The sequence below is a fragment of the Saccharibacillus alkalitolerans genome (assembly GCF_011090185.1).
Taxonomy (GTDB): Bacteria; Bacillota; Bacilli; order Paenibacillales; family Paenibacillaceae; genus Saccharibacillus; species Saccharibacillus alkalitolerans.
Window position 1 is genome coordinate 327,617 of the sequence record NZ_JAAFGS010000004.1, and the last position, 19,646, is coordinate 347,262.

Genomic DNA, 19,646 nt, shown 5'->3' on the forward strand with positions numbered 1-19,646 from the left:
CTTATGCCTCCTTCGACGATTTACTTTCTCTCACTTAATGTACGAGAAAAAGTAAGCGATTGCAAAATCGTGCCGATTTCTTCTTCCTGCAACGTCTTCCTCTCCGGCACGTAAAGGGAGGGTATGATGAAAAGAAAACACGTTATAGGAGAGACTCATGTTCACACGCTTCCCGAAAATAAAACGCAATGCGAAATCCCGCCGACCTTCCTTGCCCAGCGGGGACGCAGGCCGGAAAAAAAGAAAAACTTGGGTATGGATCGCCGTCATTCTAGGGGTCCTGTTTATCGCGGGCTCGACCTTCGAGACGCTGAACGAGCGCAGCTATCGGATCGATCGTACGGAAGTCAGCGCCTACATCGGCACGGACGGCAGCCTGACCGTTTACGAAGTATACGATTACCGGTTCAAAGGACGCTATGACGGAGCGCTCCGCGCTCTTCCCGCTTACGGCTACGGAGCCGTCGAGTCGTTCGACGCCTATGTCGTGCCGACCGGCCTTTCGTTCGACGACGAGTCTCCGGCAAGCGGCCTGAAAGCGACCAGGCAGTTGGAAACGTCGAGCCGCTACGAGAACGGACTGCCGGTCTACCGGGCTTACAACGAAGCCGAAGACGAGACCGTCACCATCCTTTATCGCTATGTGCTCAGCGGAGTCGTGCGTACCGAGAACGGAACGGCGCTGCTGGACTGGTCGTTCTTCGACGAAGACAATCAGAGCGATATCCGTCATCTGAGCGTCTCCGTCAACCTGCCCGGCGATGCACAGCCTGAACGGACTTCTGTATTTTTGGAAGACAAATACGGCGGCCGGATCGTCGAAGAAACGGGCCGCAGTCTGCGTTACGCCAACGACCTGCTGCCGAAGTACAGCGAATCGCGCCTGCATGTCCGCTTTCCCGCGGAGCTGGTGCCGAATGCGCAGCCGGGCCGCGCATTGGCCGACCGGCGCGAGCTGAAGCTTCAGGAGCGGTACGAGCTGCGCGAGCGGCTGCCGTCCATCCCGCGGGTAATCGTCTTCTTGGCCGGGGCGGCGGTTCTGCTCGCTCTGCTGTGGGCCCTGCTCCCGCTGATGCGCCGATTGTTCTCGCCGGGCGGCAGACCGACCGACGCAGAGCTGCTCGAGCTCGATCCGCTGCATATCGCCTACATACGGCGCAAAGGATGGCTGAACTCGGAAGATCTGGCGGCGGGGCTGCTGTCGCTGCACCGAAAAGGCGCGCTTCGCATTCACAAAGAAGGCAAACACCGCAAATCGTCCGATCCTCGTCGTTATTGGCTGGAACCGGTGCGAGGCGCCTTTTTGCAGCCTTCCGACAACTTCTTGCTGGACTGGCTGTTTCCGAACGGCCCGCAATCGGCCTGTTCCCTTCGTTCGTTGGGCGGAGCGGGTTGGGCGGAGCGCCGCGATCCCGCCAAGCTCGAACAAGCGCAGAAAACGTACGACCGGGTCTTCAAGCCGCATTTCAAAGAATGGGCGGAGCTCGCGGGCGAAGAAGAAGCGCTGCGAAGCGATGTCCGGCGCAGCCGCCTGCTTGCTCCTCTGTCCCTGGGAATAGCCTGGGCTTTCGGCGCTCTGATCGCCTATCTGCTCGCGGCCGGCGTCGCTTCCGGCGGCACGATGATCTGGAGCGGTGTGCTGTTCGTGCTGATCGGCGCGGCCGGCACCTGGTTCAGCCTGTCCAATTATCAGAACGGCAGTCTGATGTATCGCCTTTCCGTCGGAGGAAGCGGCCTGTTCGCGTCCATCGTTCTGCTCAATTTGAACGAACGCTACGACTTCCGGCTTGCCGCGCTTCTGCTGGCCTCGTCGCTGCTGATCGCGTTCACGCTGCCGGCAGGGTTCTCTTCCGGCAAAGCGATCCGCATTCGGGCGGGCATCAAGCGCTTCGGGGAGAAGCTGACCGCGCAGTCCAAACAGCCCGCAGCCATGCGGCATCTGACACCCGAAGAAGCGGAGCGGCTCGCCGCTTGGCTGATCGCGGCCGGCCTGCATCGCCGCAAGGGGGACGGACCCGAAGCGAGACCGAAATTCGAATACGAACATACGGACGAACGTTATCCGCTCTCCGCCAACCTCGACGCTTCGATGGTCGCATTCGATACTTTCGCCGAATCGCTCGATTATCCGACGCCTCCCGGCAGCGGTTCGGACTCTTCCTCCTACTCTGGCGGCAGCGGCGGGAGAAGCAGCGGGGGCGGCAGCGGCGGAGGCGGTGCCGGAGCGTTTTAGGCGGCCGCTCGGACCAAGAAGCGCAGCCGGAGCGAACGCTTTGAATTTCGGCCGTTCGCTCTCTCCGGCCGCCGACAAATCGGTCCCGAGACCGAGACGTTTTCAACCCGCTGGACGAGGCGCATGCGGCGGCTCTGACGTATAGTGGACGTAAAGTCCAACCTGCCGCGCTTTTACCATACTCAAAACAGAGGAGAGGTTGTCATGTCAAAAAAAGCGATTCTCGGACCGCTGCTGATTCTGCTCGGCGCTTATCTGCTGCTCGGACAGGGGACCGGCATGGATTCGGGAACGATCTTCGCTTACTTCTGGGCGTCCCTGTTCATCCTGCCGCTCGGCCTGTTCTTCCATTGGATGTACTTCTCGATGACCCGCGGCCGCGCTCCGGGACTGCTGATTCCCGGCGGAGTGCTCGTGACCGTCGCGATCGTCTGTCAGACAGCCATGCTGTTCGACAGCTGGGACGTCATGTGGCCGGGCTTCATTCTGGCTCCCGCCGTCGGATTGTTCGAGTTTTACTGCTTCGGCGGCCGCAACCGCTGGCTGCTCATTCCGATCAACATCCTGACCGTGCTGTCGCTGCTGTTCTTCGCCGTCTTCTCGATCGAAGCGCTGACGACCCGCACGTTTATGGAACAGCCGCTGCTGGCCTTCGTGCTGATCGGCCTGGGCGCGCTGCTGCTGATGCCGCTGGGCAAGAAGCCCGGCGTCAAGATCTGAATCCTGGCTCGAAAGCGCACTGCGGAATTCGCTGCCGGGCCGCGACACCCGAACGAATCCCGCCGCATACCCAAAAGCCCCTTGCCCGCGCCGAGCGGAAAAGGGGCTTTTGGGTATGTTTGCCATCCGTTTGAATTCAGCCGTGCAGCGTCAAAACCGGCGTTATCCGTTTTTGAGCGCCTCTATCAGAAGTTCCGTATAGGCCCGGGCTCCCGCCGGCATCAAGTGCACGCCGTCCCGGGCGAAATATTCGTCATGCCCGGCGCTGGCCGAATACCAATCGACCAGCATGACCCGCTCGTCGCGCTGCGCCGCGCGCTCCAGCGCGCTGTTGACGACGCTCTCCCACGGGCGGGGCACGCGCGTATTGACCAGCACGATCTTCCTTGCTTCGGGCAGCTTCGTCAGCAGTTCGTCCAACTGCTGATCGGTGAACGAACCGTTAGTCCCCAGCTGAATGACTACCGTCGTGCCGATCTGTCCCTGCGCGTTCAACTGGTCGATCAGGGCGGGCGCCTGCGACATCTGGCGGCCGACCAATCCGTCGACCTTGATCCCCGGCAGTTCCGCCGCCAGATACGGTTCGATGTCGAGCATGACGGAATCGCCGATCGCCGTCATGCCGATGCCGGTTCCCGCCGGCAGAGGAGTATCGGAAGCGGCTCCCGCAGCCGCGCCGGCAGAGGAATCCGTTCCCGTACCGGCAGATGCACTTGCGGCGTTCGGAACCTGGGCTTCCGCCGCCGGAATATCCGTGCCGGCGTACGGCGTCTGCGCTTCGGCCGGAGGGGCAAGCCGACTCATCGCGAAGCCGAGCACCAGCACCAATGCAGCCGTTCCGGCCAGCGTCCCGGCAAGGCGTTTGCGGCCGATGCCGGGCTCGCGCATGACGCGACGCCACCATTTGCCGAATTCGCCCGTGCGTACCGGCTGCTCGATGTAACGGTACGACAGCGCCGCCAGCACGAAGCTGGCCAACAGCTGGAGCAGAATACGGGTAATATTCGGTCCGCCCGTATTGACCAGCGGAGTCGTCAGCACGATAACGGGATAATGCCACAGGTACAGGCCGTACGAGCGGGCGCCGATCCAGCGCAGCGGCTTTGCGCCCAGCACGCGTCCGAGCCGGCAGGCGGGATGCGCCAGCGCCGCGACGAGAATGGTCGTCGCCAGCGACAACAGCACCATGCCGCCGCGGTACAGGAACGTGCCGTAGTCATTGGACTTGAAGATCAGGATCGCGATCACGATCAGACAGATCGTCGCCGTAATGTCGAGCGTCTTCGTCGCCGACTTCGAAATATTCGTTTTGAGCTTGCGGCTCGGCCAGACGACGGCCAGCGCCGCCCCGATCAGCAGCGAGAACAGCCGCGTATCGGTGCCGTAATAGACCCGGCTCGGGTCTTCGCCCGGCCGGTACATGATGCCCATCGCCAGCGCCGAAGCCAGCGCGAGGCCGGCCAGAACCAGCGCCAGCTTGCCGCGGTTCTTCTGCGCCAGAATCAACCCGATGCCGAGCAGCACCGGCCAGAAGATATAGAACTGCTCCTCCACCGCGAGCGACCATAAATGGCCGAGCGGCGAGAGGGGACCGAAACTTTGGAAGTAAGACACCTGATGGAAAATCGACCACCAGTTGCTGTAGTAAAACAGCGCCGCCGGGACGTCGCCCAGCATCGCCGGCAGCCGCGAATGGTCGAACAGCACCGACCACAGGACGGTGGCCAGCACGACCGCCAGCATCGCCGGAAGCAGCCGCTTGGCCCGCCGGACCCAGAAATCCTTCATATCGAATCGTCCGCTGCGATCCCACTGCGCCAGCAGGATATCCGTGATGAGATAACCCGACAGCACGAAAAACATAGTAACGCCGAGCAGGCCGCCGGGCGCCCATTCGGTATGAAGATGATACGCGATGACGGCCAGCACGGCCAGCGCGCGCAGGCCGTCCAGTCCCGGCATATAGCGCCCGGTGCTTGCCTTAGGCTGCCCGGCCGCCGGATTCCGCCGACTCGGCGGCCGGAACTCTTCCCGCTCATGACGTCTATTTTCGCTTTTGGCTTCGTTGCCTGCATATTGTCCGTTGATCATGGCCTCTGCCCTTTCGATGAGTCGGATTCTGTCATTCTCCGGCGGGGGATACGAGCCGCCAAGCAGCGGTCCGGTTCAAGATAACTACGTCCTATTATAAGCAGGACTCGCTCCGATATCCAGAAACAGCCTCTTTTATTTTTCCGGATCGCGCATTCGGACATCCGAAAAAATGGATGGAGCGGCGGTATCAAGGGTTGACTTCTTTATTCGACAATTGTAAAATCAGCTCAAACATTCACCATTTGTCGAATAAGGAGCGTTAAGCATGAAAAACAAATCGGGCAGGCTTCCGGACGCGGAGCTTGAAGTCATGAAGATCATCTGGGACTCTCGGCAGCCCGTCACGTCAGCCGACATTATGAAAGCGCTGGAAGGCAGCAAGACATGGGGCGTCACCACCGTCCTCAACTTCTTGAACCGGCTGCAGGAACGGGGCTTCGTTTCCTCGGAGCGCCGGGGCAGGTTCAATGTCTATCAAGCCGTTGTCGACGAGAACACCTATTTGAAAAGCGAAAGCAAAACGATCCTGGAGAAACTGTACGGCAATTCCCTCAAAAGCTTCGTGGCTTCCCTGTACGAAAGCGATTCGCTGACGGAAAAGGACTTGAAGGAACTGCGCGACTTTATCGACGACCGGACCCAAGGCGGAACCCCGAACAAAAACGAGGAATAAGCCCGGACGATCCCCCTGAAGGAGGAATGACTTTGCTTGAACACCTGCTTGCGACCCTGCTCGAAATTACGATAAGCGTTTCGCTGGTGATCGCGGTCCTGCTGCTGCTTCGCCCGCTGATCGGCAGACGATACGCGGCCAAATGGCGGTACTGGATCTGGCTCGCCGTGGCGATCAGGCTGCTGATTCCGTTTAACTTCTCGCTGCCGCAGGCGCCTTTGCAGATCGAGCGGCCGGCCGCCACCAAATCCGCACAGCCTGCGTTTGCGTCCGAAGCGCTTCCTGCCGCGAATGCCGCGACCGGCAAGGAAGCGGCATCCGGACTGCAGAGCGAACCGAAGACCGCGGCCGACCTTCTTCCTCCGGCGAAGCCGCCCCTGACGGCGGCGCAGATCGCGGGATTCCTCTGGCTCGCGGGCATGCTGGCTTTCCCCGCGTTCCATATTGCCGGCCATATCCTTTTCATGCGCAAAGTCCGCAGATGGGCGAGGGACGCCGCCGAGCCGGTTCAACTGGAAATGTTCGAAGAAACGCTGTCCCGGCTCGGCATACGCGGATGCGTCCGTCTTAAGATCAGCCCCGCGCTGAGCGGTCCGATGCTGACCGGACTGCTGCGGCCGACCGTCTGGCTGCCGGCGGAGACGTACGACCGGCAGCAGCTGGAGGTTATTTTCAGGCACGAACTCATTCATCATAAGCAGCGCCATCTCGTCTACAAAGCCGTGCTGCTCGCCGCGCAGTCGGTGCACTGGTTCAATCCGTTCGTGCATCTGCTCGCGCGGGAAGCCGGCAGAGACGTCGAGCACGTCTGCGACAGCGAAGCCGTCAAAGGCCGGGACATGGAATATCGCAAGCGGTACAGCCGGGTGATCCTGTCCCTGATGAGCGCGCGGACAAGCCGAAATTCGGCTTTGGCGACCCCTTTTAACGGAGGCAAAAAAGCGATGCTGCGGCGTTTCGCGAGCATTCTCGACACCCGCGGGAAATCCGGCGGACTGCCGGCCGGACTGCTGCTGTCCTCGCTTCTGATCGCCTCCGGCGTGCTGGTGGCGTGCGAAGCGAAGACGCCTCCGGCAGCCGAACCGACGCCGGCCGCGGATTCCGCCGTTTCCGGGACAGCGGCCGAACCCGAAGATGCTCAAGAAGGCGAACCGGCCGGCGATCCGCCTTCCTCGGACGCGAACGAACCGGCCGCATCGGACGCCTCTCCGGAAACGAACGAACCTGCTCCGTCGAATCGGACTCTCGGAGATCTTCCTTACCGCACGACGGTCCGGGACGACGCGTCGCGCGATTTCCTGGGCAGCGAGAGCGGGCAGCAGTTGGAGCAGACGGCCAGGGCGTTCACGGAAGCTTATCTTGCCGGCGACCGCGAGCAGATGAACGCCTATTTGACCGATCCCGACCATAGGCGGAACGATTATCCTTCCGCAACGGAGCATAGCGCGGTACAGTCCGTCAATCTCAAGCTGGGGGTCGAAGACAGGACGAGCGGGACGCAAACCGCGTCGATGGAATTGGCTTATTCGGACAAGGATATGCTCTACTATCTGACGCTGGAAATGCAAAACACCGAGAGCGGCTGGATGGTTGCCTATTACGGGTTGGAAGGGTAGCTTGCTGAAAAGCCCGGAGAACCGAACGAATCGAAAAAACGGCTTCGCCGGTCCACTTTTTATCGTGGATCGCGAAGCCGTTTGCTCTGTTTGCGTCTCCGTCCGGAGCTGTTCGCAGAATCAGGAACCGTTCATCTTGAACTGCAGGAACAGCTCGTTGTATCTGACCAGCATCTTCTTGCCCAGATTCTCGTACACTTCGAGACGCTCGGTCAGCTCGTCCGGCGGATAGAACCGCTCGTCGCCCGAAATCTCTTCCGGCAGCAGCGCCAGCGCGGCGTCGTTCGGCGTCGAATAGCCGACGTACTCCGTATTCTGGGCGTTCACTTCCGGATCGAGCATGAAGTTGATGAATTTCATCGCCCCGTCGACGTTCTGCGCCGTCTTCGGGACGACCATGTTGTCGAAATACAGATTGGAACCTTCCTCCGGCACCACGTAGTCCAGATCCTCGTTCTCGCTCATGATCTCCGAAGCGTCGCCGGAGAAGACGAGCCCCGCCGCCGCTTCGCCGTTCGCCAGCAGCAGCTTGATCTCGTCCCCGACGATCGCTTTGACGTTCGGCGAGAGATCCATCAGATGGTCCAGCGCCTGCTGCAAATGCTCCCCGTTCGTGTCGTTGAGCGAGTAGCCCCGGCTGACGAGTCCCGTTCCGATCACCTCGCGCGCGCCGTCGGTCAGCAGCACGTCGTTGCGCAGCGTCGGGTCCCACAGGTCTTCCCAGCTCTCGAACTTGAGATCCGTCAGCTTGGGGTTGTAGACCACGCCGAGCGTGCCCCAGAAGTACGGCATCGAATATTCGTTGCCGGGGTCGAACGACAGGTCCAGAAATTTCGGATCGATGTACTTCATGTTCGGAATTTTGTCGTGATCGAGCGGGATCAGCAGCTTTTCTTCCCGCATTTTCTCGATCGCGTAATCGGACGGAACGGCCACGTCGAACGTGGTGCCTCCCTGCTCGATCTTGGTCAGCATCGCTTCGTTCGAATCGAACGTCTGATAGATGACCGTGATGCCCGTTTCCTCCTGGAAACGGTCGAGCAGTTCGGGGTCGATGTAATCGCCCCAATTATAGATGGTCAGCGTGTTGCCGCTGCTGTAACCCTGGCTGGAATTCAGCCGGTTCGCCAGAAACATCAGCGCGAACGCGGCGACCAGAATCAGGATCAGGGTACGCGTCATCGATTTCATCTCGGCACCCCCATTCGGGCGGCTGGCTCGCCGTTTCTGCGCTTCTCGCTTCTTCGCGTCGAGATGTAATACGCGACGACGAGGAAGATCGTGAACAGGAAGATCAGCGTGGACAGAGCGTTGATCGACAGCGATACGCCCTGCCGCGCCCGCGAGTAGATTTCGACGGCGAGCGTCGAATAGCCGCTGCCCGTCACGAAGAACGTGACCGCGAAGTCGTCCAGGGAGTAAGTCAACGCCATGAAAAAGCCGCTGAAAATGCCCGGGCGGATAAACGGCAGGATGACCTTGGTCAGCACGTCGCGGCGGCTCGCCCCGAGGTCGCGCGCGGCGTCGATCAGCGTCGGGCTCATCTCCTGCAGCCTCGGCAGGATCATCAGCACCGCGATCGGAATGCTGAACGCCACGTGAGAGATCAGCACCGACGCGAAGCCGAGCTTGACGCCGACCAGCGTGAAGAGGATCAGGAACGAAGCGCCGATGATCACGTCCGGGCTGACGATCAGCACGTTATTGAGCGACAACAGCGTGTTTTTGAACCTCGCGCGCCGCATGTTATGAATGGCCAACGATCCGAACACGGCGATGATCGTCGCGATCGTCGACGACAGCAGCGCGATGACCAGCGTGTTGATCACGATGATGATCAGGCGGGTGTCGGCGAATACTTCTTTGTAATAATCCAGCGTGAAGCTCTCGAAGTGGTGCATCGTGCCGCCGCTGTTGAACGAATAATACATCAAATACAGAATCGGCGCGTACAGGACGGCGAATACGAGTACCAGGTACAGATTGGAGAAGCCGTTCTTCTTCCTCATCTCCGCACCTCCTTCTTATTCCCGCCGGTCAGGAACATGATGACGGCCATCGCGACGATCAGGAATACGGCGACGGTCGAACCCATTCCCCAGTTCTGCGTGACGAGAAAATGCTGCTCGATCGCGGTGCCCAGCGTAATGACCTTGTTGCCGGCGATCAGGCGCGTGATCATGAACAGCGACAGCGCCGGGATGAATACCGCGACGCAGCCCGCTTTCACCCCGGACAGCGTCAGCGGGAAAATGACCCGGCGAAACGTGATCCAGCTCGACGCGCCCAGATCGCGGGCGGCGTCGGTGAGCGACACGTTCAGTTCTTCGAGCGCGTTGTAGATCGGCATGATCATGAACGGCACGAAGATGTAGATCGACACGAACACGAAGCTTCCGCCGGTGAACAGCAGCTGCTGCTCGCCGAAGCCGATCGCGCCTAGCAGCGCGTTGATCGGGCCGTACGTGCCGAAGATGCCGATGAACGCGTACGTTTTGAGCAGCAGATTGATCCACGTGGGCAGGATGATCAGCAGCAGCCACAGCTGCTTATGCTTGGTCCGCGTCAGCAGGTACGCCGCCGGATACGCGATCAGCAGCGAGAACAGCGTGATCAGAAACGCGTACCAGAACGAGCTGATCGTCATTTTCAAATACACCGGAGTGAAGAAGTCGGCATAGTTGGAAAACGTAAAGTTGCCCTCCACGTCGAACAGCGAATAATAGACGACCAGCACGACGGGCGCGATCACGAACAGCACGACCCACAAATAATACGGAATGTAGGCGAGCGACCGCGCGTTCAAGCTGCTTCTACCGTTCATGACTGCCGACCTCGGTTTCTTCGTCTTCTTCGTATGCTTCGAGCCGGCGGTCGAATTCTTCTTCCGTCTCTCCGAAGCGCATGACGTGGATCGCTTCCGGATCGAACGTCAGTCCGATCTGCGCGCCGACCTCGGCCCGCTTGGTCGAGTGGACCAGCCATTCCTGGCCGGATTCGTCGTAGCAGCTGATCTCGTAGTGAACGCCGCGGAACAGCTGCGAATCGACTTTGACCTTCAGCTTGCCGGCTTCGTGCGTCGTGATCTCCAAGTCTTCCGGACGCACGACGATCTCGATCGGCTCGTTCGGGCGCAGACCGGCGTCGACGCACTCGAACCGTTTTCCGTTGAATTCGACCAGATAGTCCTCGATCATGACGCCCGGCACGATGTTCGATTCGCCGATGAAATCGGCCACGAACCGGTTGATCGGCTCGTCGTAAATGTCGTTCGGCGTGCCGCTCTGCTCGATCCGGCCCTCGTTCATGACGAAAATATAGTCCGACATCGCCAGCGCCTCTTCCTGGTCGTGCGTGACGAAGATGAACGTGATGCCCAGCCGCTGCTGCAGTTCGCGCAGCACGTACTGCATCTCGGTGCGCAGCTTAAGATCGAGCGCGGACAGCGGCTCGTCGAGCAGCAGCACTTCCGGCTCGTTGACGATCGCCCGGGCGATCGCCACGCGCTGGCGCTGGCCGCCGGACATCTCGGTGATGGCACGGTTCTCGTAACCGTCCAGATTGACCATGTTCAGCGCCTCGGTCACTTTGGCCGCGATGACGTCTTTTTTCAGCTTTTTGATCCGCAGCCCGAAAGCCACGTTCTCGAACACGTTCAGGTGCGGAAACAAGGCATAATCCTGGAAAACGGTATTGACCTGTCTTTTCTCCGGCGGCACTTTGTTGATGACCCGTCCGTCCAGGTAGATCGATCCTCCCGTCGGCTCCATGAAACCCGCGATCATGCGCAGGATGGTCGTTTTGCCGCAGCCCGAAGGACCGAGCAGCGTGTAGAACTTGCCCCGCTCGATTTCGAAATCGATATGTTTCAGGACGGTCAGCCCGTCCTCGTACGTCTTCGTCACGGATTCGAAACGAATGATGTTTGGCTCTGCGATGGCGAAACCCCTCCTCTGACAACAAGAGATCCGGACCCCGATCGGCTCCGGTCGTTTTCTGTAATTTGGCTGTACGGTTAACCTGTTTCTAACCGTTATTCTATAGAAAAAAACGTATAAACGCTACATTTCTATGTATACGCAGGTCGCTTTCTTGGTCAAATGCGGTTAAAATTTGTGCTTGCGCATGATCGGCACGCCGACCCGGTTCAGCAGCGGCGAAAGCAGCGCCCAGCCCATGCGGCGGTGCGGCGGCAGGTGCCGGTCGTACACCGCGCTGTATTCGATTTCCGCGGTCGCGCCCCGGTTGCGTTTGAACCGGGCCGCCCCGGCGCTCTCGTGCAGCAGGACCCCTTCCTCGGCGGCCAGGCGCAGCAGGACGGCCGACAGCATCCGGTACAAACCGGCCGTCTGCGGCATCGACGTGTCGTAACCGAATACGGGCGTCGTCATGATTCCGTCCTGGATATAATAACCGAGCACCGCGTCCAGACGTCCGGTCGCGCGGGAACGCAGCGCGTGTATGTTCAACAGCCTGCGCCCTACCGCCAGCTCGAAGAACCGGGGCGTGAATACCGGATTATGCGCCGAGTACTTGTCGATATACAGCAGCCGGTACAGCTCCGCCAGCCGGGGAGCGTCGTTCGCCGACAATTCTTCGGGGCCGCAGACGGCATAGCCTTCTTTCTCCAGCAGTCCGTAATCGCGCTTCTGCAGCCAGCGGGCTTTCGAAGGAACGCGTTTCGGCGAATCGTACAGATAGACCTGGCGGCTGGGAATCAGGCGGAATCCCATTTGCGTCAGCGTCTCTAGATACAGAGGAGTCGTCCGCGGATTAAGCGAGCGGAAGATGATCGAACGGTCCGGAAATTCGCGCAGCAGCAGCTCTGCGGCGCCCCGGATCTCCGCCGCGCCCAGCGCCGGATACAGATTGGTGGACAGCAGCCGGTTGCCGACCTGCACCGCCCGGTTGAAGCGAGACGCCTTCAGCAGCCAGCCGGCGGGTGTCAGCACGGCGCCGAGCAAGACGCGAGCCGCGCGGGACTGCAGCATCGACAGCTCTTCGCGCGCATAGCTGACGTAATGCGTGTACGGCGAAAAGACATAAGAGTCGCCGTACTCGCGGTCGCCTACGCTGAGCGGCAGCGTCACGCCGAGCGATTCGTTATGCAGGACGCGCAGCTTCGTATCGACGTTCGCGATCAGCGCCGATACGCCTTCCGCGTGCATCGCCGCGATCCAGCGAAGCGTGGAGGCTTCGTCCGCTCTCGCGGCGGGCTCCCCGGAAGCATCGCGCTCAGAAGCGCGGCGCCCGGCCGCTTCCGACGATTCCGTCTGCCCGGCAGCCGCCTTTTCCGCCAGCCAGCGCTCCAGCCGATCGTCTTCATACAGGCTCCATCCGCTCATTGACGGCAAACCTCCTCTGCACCCGTCTCAGCTTGGTTCCCCCGGGCACGAAAGCGTAGGGTTTGAAAGTGATTTCCGGCTTGCGGGCCCCGATCCGCTCGCATAGATGCTGCGTCGCCCGGCGTACAGCCTCCTCGATCTCCGGCCGCTTATCTTCAGCGCGCACGTCCAGCTCCAGCGTCAAACGGTCCGGGGCATGCAGCACGGCGCGGTACGCCTCGATGTCCGCCGAAGCCCCGATGATCGTCCGCGAGACGAAATCGGGGAACAGCGTGACAAAGCCCGATCCGCTTCGCGCCGGCAGCACGTACAGATCGTCGCTCCGGCCTTCGATGCGCTCGACGGCGGTAAACGGCGAACCGCACGGGCAGGGCGCTTCCCGTTCCGTCAGCAGGTCGCCGAGGCGGTAGCGGACGATCGGCTGGGCGAAGCGCACGAAGTCGGTCACGATCGGGACGAACGTCCGGCGCTTTTCGTCGACGTAATCTTTTTCGATGTGGACGACGTCTTCGTTGAGGTGAAGCGTACCGTGGGAGCAGGAGGCGCCCAGAAATCCTTCCGTACATTGATAGACCTGGTAAACGCGCCGCCCGAACGTCTCCTCGATGATCTTTTGATCGAGCGGGTCGAGCACTTCGGCCATCGAGACCAGGTGACCCGGCGCGATCTTCAGCCTGCCCGCCCTCGCCTCCTCCGCCAGCAGCCGCAGCATCGACGGAGGCGCGGCCAGGACGCTCGGACGCTGCGCGTTCAGCCGGGCGACGTGCCGCTCCAGCGGATGCAGCAGATCGTAGAATTCGAACGCGACCCGCCGGCTGCGCACCGAGCCGTACAGATTGCTGTCGGCGCGCAGGAAAAAGGCGATGTTATGACGCTGCAGCAGCGAACCCGGCAGCACGCGCTGCAGAATGGTCCCCGTCCAGGCGAGACGCTCCTGCCGGCTGACCAGGAACAATCCCCGGCTGCCCGACGTTCCGGAAGACAGCCCGATCGTCAGCCCGCCGATCTCCGGCGTAAAATCTCGCGTGCGCTCCGCTTCCAGCGCCAGGTTCATCGCGTCCTCGCGCCGGATTCCCGCCGTGTTCAGCGCGTCGAAACGATCCATCATCAATTTTTTGTCGATCTGCGGAAAGCGGCGCCAATCCTGCACGTCCCGTCCTTCCCACAGCTCCCGGTAAAAAGGCGAACGCGATCGTACTTCTTCCAGATGCCGGACGATGCGCGGTTCCCGCCAGCGCTCCAGACTCTCGCGATCGCGGAAAGCCGCCCGCCTCCGGGCCGCCGCGTACTGCAGAACGATATGCAGCGAATCGGTATTCATGATGCGGATTCCTCCTTTTCGAAAATGAATGCGCGGACGACGATGACAGCCTTCCGGCCCCGGGCGGCGCATTTGTCTGCTTGGACGCCGGAACTTCGGGGCTTCTGGGCTTCTGGGCTTCTAGCTGTCGAAACGCCGCCGTGTGCCGAAGTCTTACGCCGTCCGAGCTCCTTTACGGACAGACTTGTCCCGAGGCGTACCGCCGCTCCGCTTCCGGGCAGTGCGACGCAACGATGGTCAGCTCCGGAAACGATTCGTGCAGAGCGCGCAGAGCGCGGAAGCTGTCCGCATAGGCGCGGCGGTCCGGCATGATGATGCCGGCGAGCGCGCTCGGCGGACGGTTCTCGCGGTAAGCCGCCTCGGACCAGGCGGCGTCGGCGCACAGCAGCGCCGGACCGCGTTCCGTGCGCAGCAGCAGGCCGATCTGGCCGTAGGCATGCCCGGGCAGATCGACGGCCAGCAGGCTGCCGTCGCCCAGCACGTCGGTCACGCGGCGGAAGGGAAAGCCGGGCAGCAGCCCTTCCGGCACTTCGATGCGCGATTCCGGCGCGAACGGACGGGCGCGGGCGTCGAAGTCTTCCGGCAGCAGGCCCGGCAGGAAGCCGCGCTTGACCGCTCCGATGCCCCGCAGCCGGCGCATGGAATCGAGCGCTTCGCGCTCGTACAGGAACTCGGCCTTCGGAAAATCCCGCAACCCCGCCACATGGTCGGCATGGAAATGCGATACGACGACGCGCCGGATCGAAGCGGGATCGAATCCCGCGGCAGCCAGCCTCCGCGCCGCGCTATCTCCGGGATCGAATTCGACCGGCGTTACCATGCGGTACAAGCGGGCGGGAAACGGATCGGTCTCCGCGAAGAACCGTTCCGAATAGCCCGTGTCGAACAGAACGGGGCCCAGAACCGGATGCCCGATGCAGGCGAACAGCGCCGGAATGCGAACGCTGCGCAGGCTTCCGCCGCGGATCGTCACCCATTCCGGATGCCGGCAGCTGCCGGCCGAGAAGATGCGCAGCGTCACCCGCGGAGCTGCCGCACCGGTCAGCTCCCAGAGGCGGTCCAGAGGGGACCGAGCGCCGCAAAGTTCGTTTTCCTTCTTCATCTCGCTTTTCCCCCCTCCTGTTCCTTCCACCATTCGACGAAGCGGTCCAGCCCTTCCTCGAGGCCGACGAGCGGCTTGTAGCCGAGCTTCTCCTTGGCCGCGCCGATGTCCAGCGTCTGGCTGCTGCCGAGCATGCCGACGAGCGGACGGGTCAGCATCGGCTCGCCGCCGGACGGCCGCAGCCGGGCGGCCAGCTCCATGACGGAAGCCGCGGCATAAGCGGCGGCATACGGCAGCCGTTTGACCCGAAGCGGCCGGCCCAGCTTGGCGAACAGCAGCTCCGCCGCGTCCGCGAAGCGGACCGGGCTGCCTCCGCTCACGTTGTATACGCCGCCCAAAGTTTCCGGCGGAGCGAGTGCGGCCAGCTTAAGCGCCCGAACCGCGTCGTCCACGTAAGTCAGATCGATCAGCGCGCGGCCTCCGCCGATAAACGGCACGCCCGTTCGGGCGTTCGCTTCGATCAGGCGCGGCAGGATGGTCCGATCGCCGGGGCCGTACAGCGCTCGGGGCCGCAGGATGATGGTCCCCAGCCCTTTCCGCGCGGCCCGTTCGACCTCGCGCTCCGCCAGCAGCTTGGTATGCGCATAGAAGCCGGACTGCCTTGCGGGCAGCGGATCGGTCTCGCGCACGCCCGTCCGGCTCCCCGCCCCGAAGTACACGCTCGGCGTCGATACGTGCACGAGTCTCGGCACTTCGCCGAGCAGGCAGGCTTCGGCCACGTTCGCCGTGCCGCGCACGTTGGCCGATTCGAACTCTCCCCGGCTCCCCCACGCAGCGGAGTGTGCTCCGCAGTGCAGCACGACGTCGAAGCCGGCAGACATGGTCCGAATCATGCTTTCGGCGTCGTTCAGCTCCGCTCGGACAAACCGGATTCCGTCCCGTTCCAGCCGCCTGCCGGCCTGTTCGCCGCGTCCGGTCCCCGTCACTTCGTGTCCGTCTTCCAGCAGACCGCGCGCAAGCTTGCCGCCCAGAAACCCTGTCGCGCCGGTCACCAATACGTTCATCTCCATTCCCTCCAGCCGTTCGCCGCCTCTGTTTTCGGCGGCTTTTTTTTGCTGTGCACAACTTTTCTCCGCCCCGGCAATCCACAGAAAGCGAGCGACCTTATCCCCGTTATCCCCCGGATATCCCCGATTAAGGTGCAAAAAAGCCTGAAAAAGCTCTCTCGAAACACTTTTCCACATGTGGATAACGTTTTTCGGCTTTTTCTTTTCCTTCTCTTATCCACACGTCCGAATCCTTTACCTTTTGGCACTTTCGCCGGGAAGCCCGATCGGAACCCCGTCGGCCTTCCGCTTTCCGATCGGCTGTCCGTCCCAGCCGATGTCGGATACGGACGCTTCCGACATCGAAGTTCCCGCCGAACGGGCGCTGCGGCGAAGCTCCAGCATCATCCTCAGCGCCTGCGGCAGCACGCCGGCGTCGCCGCGCCGCAGCAGCACGTCGCGCGAGCCGCGAAAATCGCGCATCCAACGCGCCAAGCGCACGGGCGAATGCAGCTGGCTCAGCCCGCTGCCGAGCATGGGCAGCAGCAGCATGGGGGTGCGGGCCGGAGCGGCTTCGATCGTCTCCGCCGCCGCTTCCGGATAAGCGAGGATGTCGGGCAGCCCGGGCACAGGCCGGGAAGCGGACTTCGCTCCGCTTCCCGGCGCGCTTCCCGCTTGCGGCGCCAGCAGCAGATGCACGCCGCTTGTCGCCCGCGGGTTGCATTCGATCGGCAGCAGCGCTCCTTCCTCCGTCCGGATGAAGTCGAACGCCAGCTGGCCGCTGAAGCCCGTCCGCTCCACGAAGCGGGCGACCCATTCCCGCGCCCGCGAATCGGCGTCGGGCTCGAAGCAGACGGACGCTCCGCTCGCCGTCTGCGGCGCCCGGTACGCCGCGTGGGCGAGCAGCCGCCCTTCGTGCGCGGCGCCGTACGTGCACAGCAGTTCGCCTCCGGCGAAGGCCTGCGCCACCCACGTCCCGCCCGCGCGCTCCGCCGCCCCGCGGGCTTCGCCCAACGTCCGGTGCCTTGACACCCCGGCCGAAAAACGGGAAAATTCCGGCTTCAGCACGTAAGCCGGATCGCCCGGCCGCCGCCGCGGAATCTCGCCCGCGATTACCGCTTCGCCGTCCCCGCCGAGCCGCACCGTCTCCGGCACGGCAAAACCCAGCCGCGCGCACAGCGCGACGAACGCCCACTTGCTGTGCAGTTCGCGCAGCGTCCCGAGCGGCGGCGCGAGCACGCGGCAGTCCGGGCCGAAGCCGTCCCGGTACGCGGAAACGTAAAACATTTCCTCGCAGGTCGGCAGCAGCAGACCGATCCCCTCCCTGCGCACGATTCCCTGCAGGGCGGCCGCGAAGCCGTCCGGGTCCTGCGCCGGCGCCGGCACGCGGAAGTTCTTCCTGACCGCGCGCGACGCCGCGCACAGCGGATGCTCGAGGCTCTCGGCGGCGTACACCTCCGCCCCTCTCGCCGCAAAAGCGCGCGCCAAATCGAGCGCGCACGGCGCGCGGCCTCCGGTAATCAGGACGCGCAATCCTTTCATGCCTTTCCCTCCTTTTTCCGTCGGAACGGCGAACCCGCAGCCGCTTGAAGAGCCGCGTCCCGGTCGTCCCGACCGTTCCCCGGCTCCCGCTCAGGCTTCCTCGCCCTCCCGGCTTTCCGCCGGTCCGTCAATAGACGAGCGCGACCCCGCCGAGCGACAGGCCGGCGGACGTGCCGAGCAGCAGCACGCGGTCGCCCCGCTTCACCCGTCCTTCCCGCGCGGCCATGTCGAGCCCCAGCGGAATCGAAGCGGCAATGACGTTGCCGTAATGCGGAGCGATGTACAGCATTTGCTCTTCGGAAATGCCCAGCTTGCGCTGAAGCAGCTTCATCGCCATGACGCTGCCCTGGTGCGGCACGACGAGCTTGAAGTCGGACATGGACAGCCCCGCCGGTCCCAGCAGCCCGTCCATGAAGGCCGGCAGCAGGCGCGACGCCTGGCGGAAGATCGCTTCGCCGTCCATCGAGAACAAATAGTCGGCGGCCGTCTCCTCGCGGTAGAGGGAAGCGGGAAGGCCGCTGCCTCCGCCGCGAATTTCGGAGTGGGCCGCCCCCGCGCTATGAGTCGTCATGCGCGCCTGCAGAATGCGGGAAGCTTCGCCTTCGGGAGTGCGCTCCGCCACCGCGGCCGCCGCGCCGTCTCCGAACAGCGCCGCGCTCTCTTTGTTCGTCCAATCCAAGCCTTTGGAGGCGATCTCCGAAGACACGATCAGAATTCGGCGATAGCGCCCGGCTTCGATCAGATAAGACATGACGTCGAGCGCGGTGACGAAGCTGAGACAGGTCGAATTGATGTCGAAACAAGGCACGCCGGAGTTCTCCTCGCCCATCGCGCGCTGAATCAGCGCCGCCGTGCACGGGATCGGCTGTTCCGCCGTGCCGCTGGCGCAGACGAGGCAGTCGATATCCGCAAACGCGAGGCCGGCGGCGTCCAGCGCTTCCCTGGCGGCGCGCGCCCCCATCTCCGAAGCCGTCTCGTCGCCCGCGAAATGCCGGTTCGCCACGCTCGTTTTGCGCATGACCCATCCCGGTTCGGTTCCGAGCCTACGATCGATTTCTTCCGCCGCTATCCCTCCTCCCGGCAAGTATCTTCCCGTTCCCGTAATCTTCACATGACGCGCTTGCATGCCTTTTCCCCCTTACCGAAATCCCGACTCGCAGCCCGAGGCCCGCTTGATCGGTTGTCTTTTGCCTTCATTATACGACATACCGTCCGCGCGATTCCTCACAGGCTTCTTCGGCGGCCGCCTAGCAGCACCCGAACCGACAGAACGCAAAAAAATCGCCTTCGGTTCGCCGCCCGCCGAGAGCGATTCGTACCGAAGACGATTTTTCGTCCTGCTTCCGTCTATTTCAACGCTTCCGTTCCGCCGTCGAATGCAATACGGCTTTATTTGGCTTCCGGTTTCGGATCGCCCGTCGGATTCGCCACTACCGGAAGCATTTTTGTATCGCGTTTCATTGGAGAAGAGCAGATCGGGCAAGTCGGCTGATCCTCGAAGGAAAAGTTGTCCCTCATCCAGCCTTTGCAGTCATCCTTCTCGCAAGTCCATACCGCGGTGTTTTCCTGCACCAGTTCTTCGTCCTGCTTTTTACGAAAATACATGCTCGATGCCTCCCTACGTCTGAATAGGGGCCGCGACCGGTCCCGGATATGCAAACTTCCGCAATTGAAAAAAGGACCGCTCTCAACGCATGGTTAAGAGCAGTCCGTTCTTTGGTTGCTTACAGCTTAGTAACGTTCTCAGCTTGCGGTCCACGGTTGCCTTCAACGATGTTGAACTCAACGCGCTGTCCTTCGTCGAGGGTTTTGAAACCGTCGCCTTGGATTGCGGAGAAGTGTACGAATACGTCGCTTCCGCCTTCAACTTCGATGAAGCCGTAGCCTTTTTCTGCGTTAAACCATTTTACTGTTCCTGTTTCCATGAGAGAAAACCTCCAAAAATTTGATTCCGGAGCTTTGGAGATAATCCAAGTTCCGGCAACATGCATTTTTTATGGTCCGTGGGGATATA

General features: G+C 62.0%; 17 protein-coding genes. 4 read left to right on the forward strand and 13 right to left on the reverse strand.

The features are described 5' to 3' along the window. Window positions 1-157: 157 nt before the first annotated feature. Window positions 158-2,233: a DUF2207 domain-containing protein gene (locus tag GYN08_RS13280; RefSeq protein WP_166274951.1), complete on the forward strand. Its 2,076-nt coding sequence runs from the start codon at window positions 158-160 to the stop codon at window positions 2,231-2,233. Window positions 2,234-2,437: 204 nt separating this feature from the next. Continuing rightward, on the forward strand, window positions 2,438-2,953 hold the full coding sequence (locus GYN08_RS13285) for a hypothetical protein (protein ID WP_166274953.1): 516 nt from the start codon (window positions 2,438-2,440) through the stop codon (window positions 2,951-2,953). Window positions 2,954-3,115: 162 nt separating this feature from the next. Here GYN08_RS13285 and GYN08_RS13290 read toward each other — a convergent pair whose 3' ends face one another. Further along, on the reverse strand, window positions 3,116-5,044 hold the full coding sequence (locus tag GYN08_RS13290; RefSeq protein ID WP_166274955.1) for an acyltransferase family protein: 1,929 nt from the start codon (window positions 5,042-5,044) through the stop codon (window positions 3,116-3,118). A gap of 268 nt (window positions 5,045-5,312) precedes the next feature. On the opposite strand from GYN08_RS13290, the gene GYN08_RS13295 reads away from it, so the two are divergent. Further along, entirely contained in the window at window positions 5,313-5,720 is a 408-nt protein-coding gene (locus GYN08_RS13295; protein WP_166274957.1) for a BlaI/MecI/CopY family transcriptional regulator, read from the forward strand. 32 nt (window positions 5,721-5,752) lie between these two features. Then, window positions 5,753-7,336 (forward strand): M56 family metallopeptidase, encoded by a 1,584-nt coding sequence (locus GYN08_RS13300; RefSeq protein ID WP_166274959.1) that lies wholly within the window; start codon window positions 5,753-5,755, stop codon window positions 7,334-7,336. A gap of 120 nt (window positions 7,337-7,456) precedes the next feature. Here the strand turns inward: GYN08_RS13300 and GYN08_RS13305 are convergent, their stop codons facing one another. The 12 genes from GYN08_RS13305 to GYN08_RS13360 form a co-directional block, all read right to left on the reverse strand. Then, window positions 7,457-8,527, reverse strand: coding sequence for an ABC transporter substrate-binding protein (locus GYN08_RS13305; RefSeq protein WP_166274961.1), 1,071 nt, complete (start codon window positions 8,525-8,527; stop codon window positions 7,457-7,459). After that, entirely contained in the window at window positions 8,524-9,345 is an 822-nt protein-coding gene (locus GYN08_RS13310; protein ID WP_166274963.1) for an ABC transporter permease, read from the reverse strand. The genes GYN08_RS13305 and GYN08_RS13310 overlap by 4 nt, the downstream gene beginning before the upstream one ends. After that, a complete protein-coding gene (locus GYN08_RS13315) occupies window positions 9,342-10,160 on the reverse strand; it encodes an ABC transporter permease (RefSeq protein WP_166274965.1) in 819 nt (272 codons plus the stop codon). Before GYN08_RS13315 ends, GYN08_RS13310 begins: the two co-directional genes overlap by 4 nt. Further along, the gene (locus tag GYN08_RS13320; protein WP_166275603.1) at window positions 10,150-11,274 is read right to left on the reverse strand and encodes an ABC transporter ATP-binding protein; all 1,125 of its coding nucleotides are present in this window, start codon (window positions 11,272-11,274) and stop codon (window positions 10,150-10,152) included. Before GYN08_RS13320 ends, GYN08_RS13315 begins: the two co-directional genes overlap by 11 nt. Before the next feature lie 168 nt (window positions 11,275-11,442). Continuing rightward, a complete protein-coding gene (locus GYN08_RS13325; protein ID WP_166274967.1) occupies window positions 11,443-12,681 on the reverse strand; it encodes a GNAT family N-acetyltransferase in 1,239 nt (412 codons plus the stop codon). Then, complete coding sequence (locus GYN08_RS13330; protein ID WP_166274969.1) at window positions 12,659-14,002, reverse strand: F390 synthetase-related protein; 1,344 nt, start codon at window positions 14,000-14,002, stop codon at window positions 12,659-12,661. Before GYN08_RS13330 ends, GYN08_RS13325 begins: the two co-directional genes overlap by 23 nt. Before the next feature lie 172 nt (window positions 14,003-14,174). Further along, entirely contained in the window at window positions 14,175-15,104 is a 930-nt protein-coding gene (locus GYN08_RS13335; protein ID WP_166274971.1) for an MBL fold metallo-hydrolase, read from the reverse strand. Continuing rightward, on the reverse strand, window positions 15,101-16,108 hold the full coding sequence (locus GYN08_RS13340) for an NAD-dependent epimerase/dehydratase family protein (RefSeq protein WP_328802945.1): 1,008 nt from the start codon (window positions 16,106-16,108) through the stop codon (window positions 15,101-15,103). Before GYN08_RS13340 ends, GYN08_RS13335 begins: the two co-directional genes overlap by 4 nt. Before the next feature lie 237 nt (window positions 16,109-16,345). Continuing rightward, window positions 16,346-17,632, reverse strand: a complete 1,287-nt coding sequence (locus tag GYN08_RS13345; protein ID WP_166274975.1) for an ATP-grasp domain-containing protein — start codon at window positions 17,630-17,632, stop codon at window positions 16,346-16,348. A gap of 127 nt (window positions 17,633-17,759) precedes the next feature. Continuing rightward, complete coding sequence (locus tag GYN08_RS13350) at window positions 17,760-18,758, reverse strand: beta-ketoacyl-ACP synthase III (protein WP_166274977.1); 999 nt, start codon at window positions 18,756-18,758, stop codon at window positions 17,760-17,762. Between the two features lie 263 nt (window positions 18,759-19,021). Next, window positions 19,022-19,237 (reverse strand): cold-shock protein, encoded by a 216-nt coding sequence (locus tag GYN08_RS13355; protein WP_166274979.1) that lies wholly within the window; start codon window positions 19,235-19,237, stop codon window positions 19,022-19,024. A 119-nt stretch (window positions 19,238-19,356) separates the two neighbouring features. Next, window positions 19,357-19,557, reverse strand: a complete 201-nt coding sequence (locus GYN08_RS13360) for a cold-shock protein (RefSeq protein ID WP_018976919.1) — start codon at window positions 19,555-19,557, stop codon at window positions 19,357-19,359. Between the last annotated feature and the right edge of the window lie 89 nt (window positions 19,558-19,646).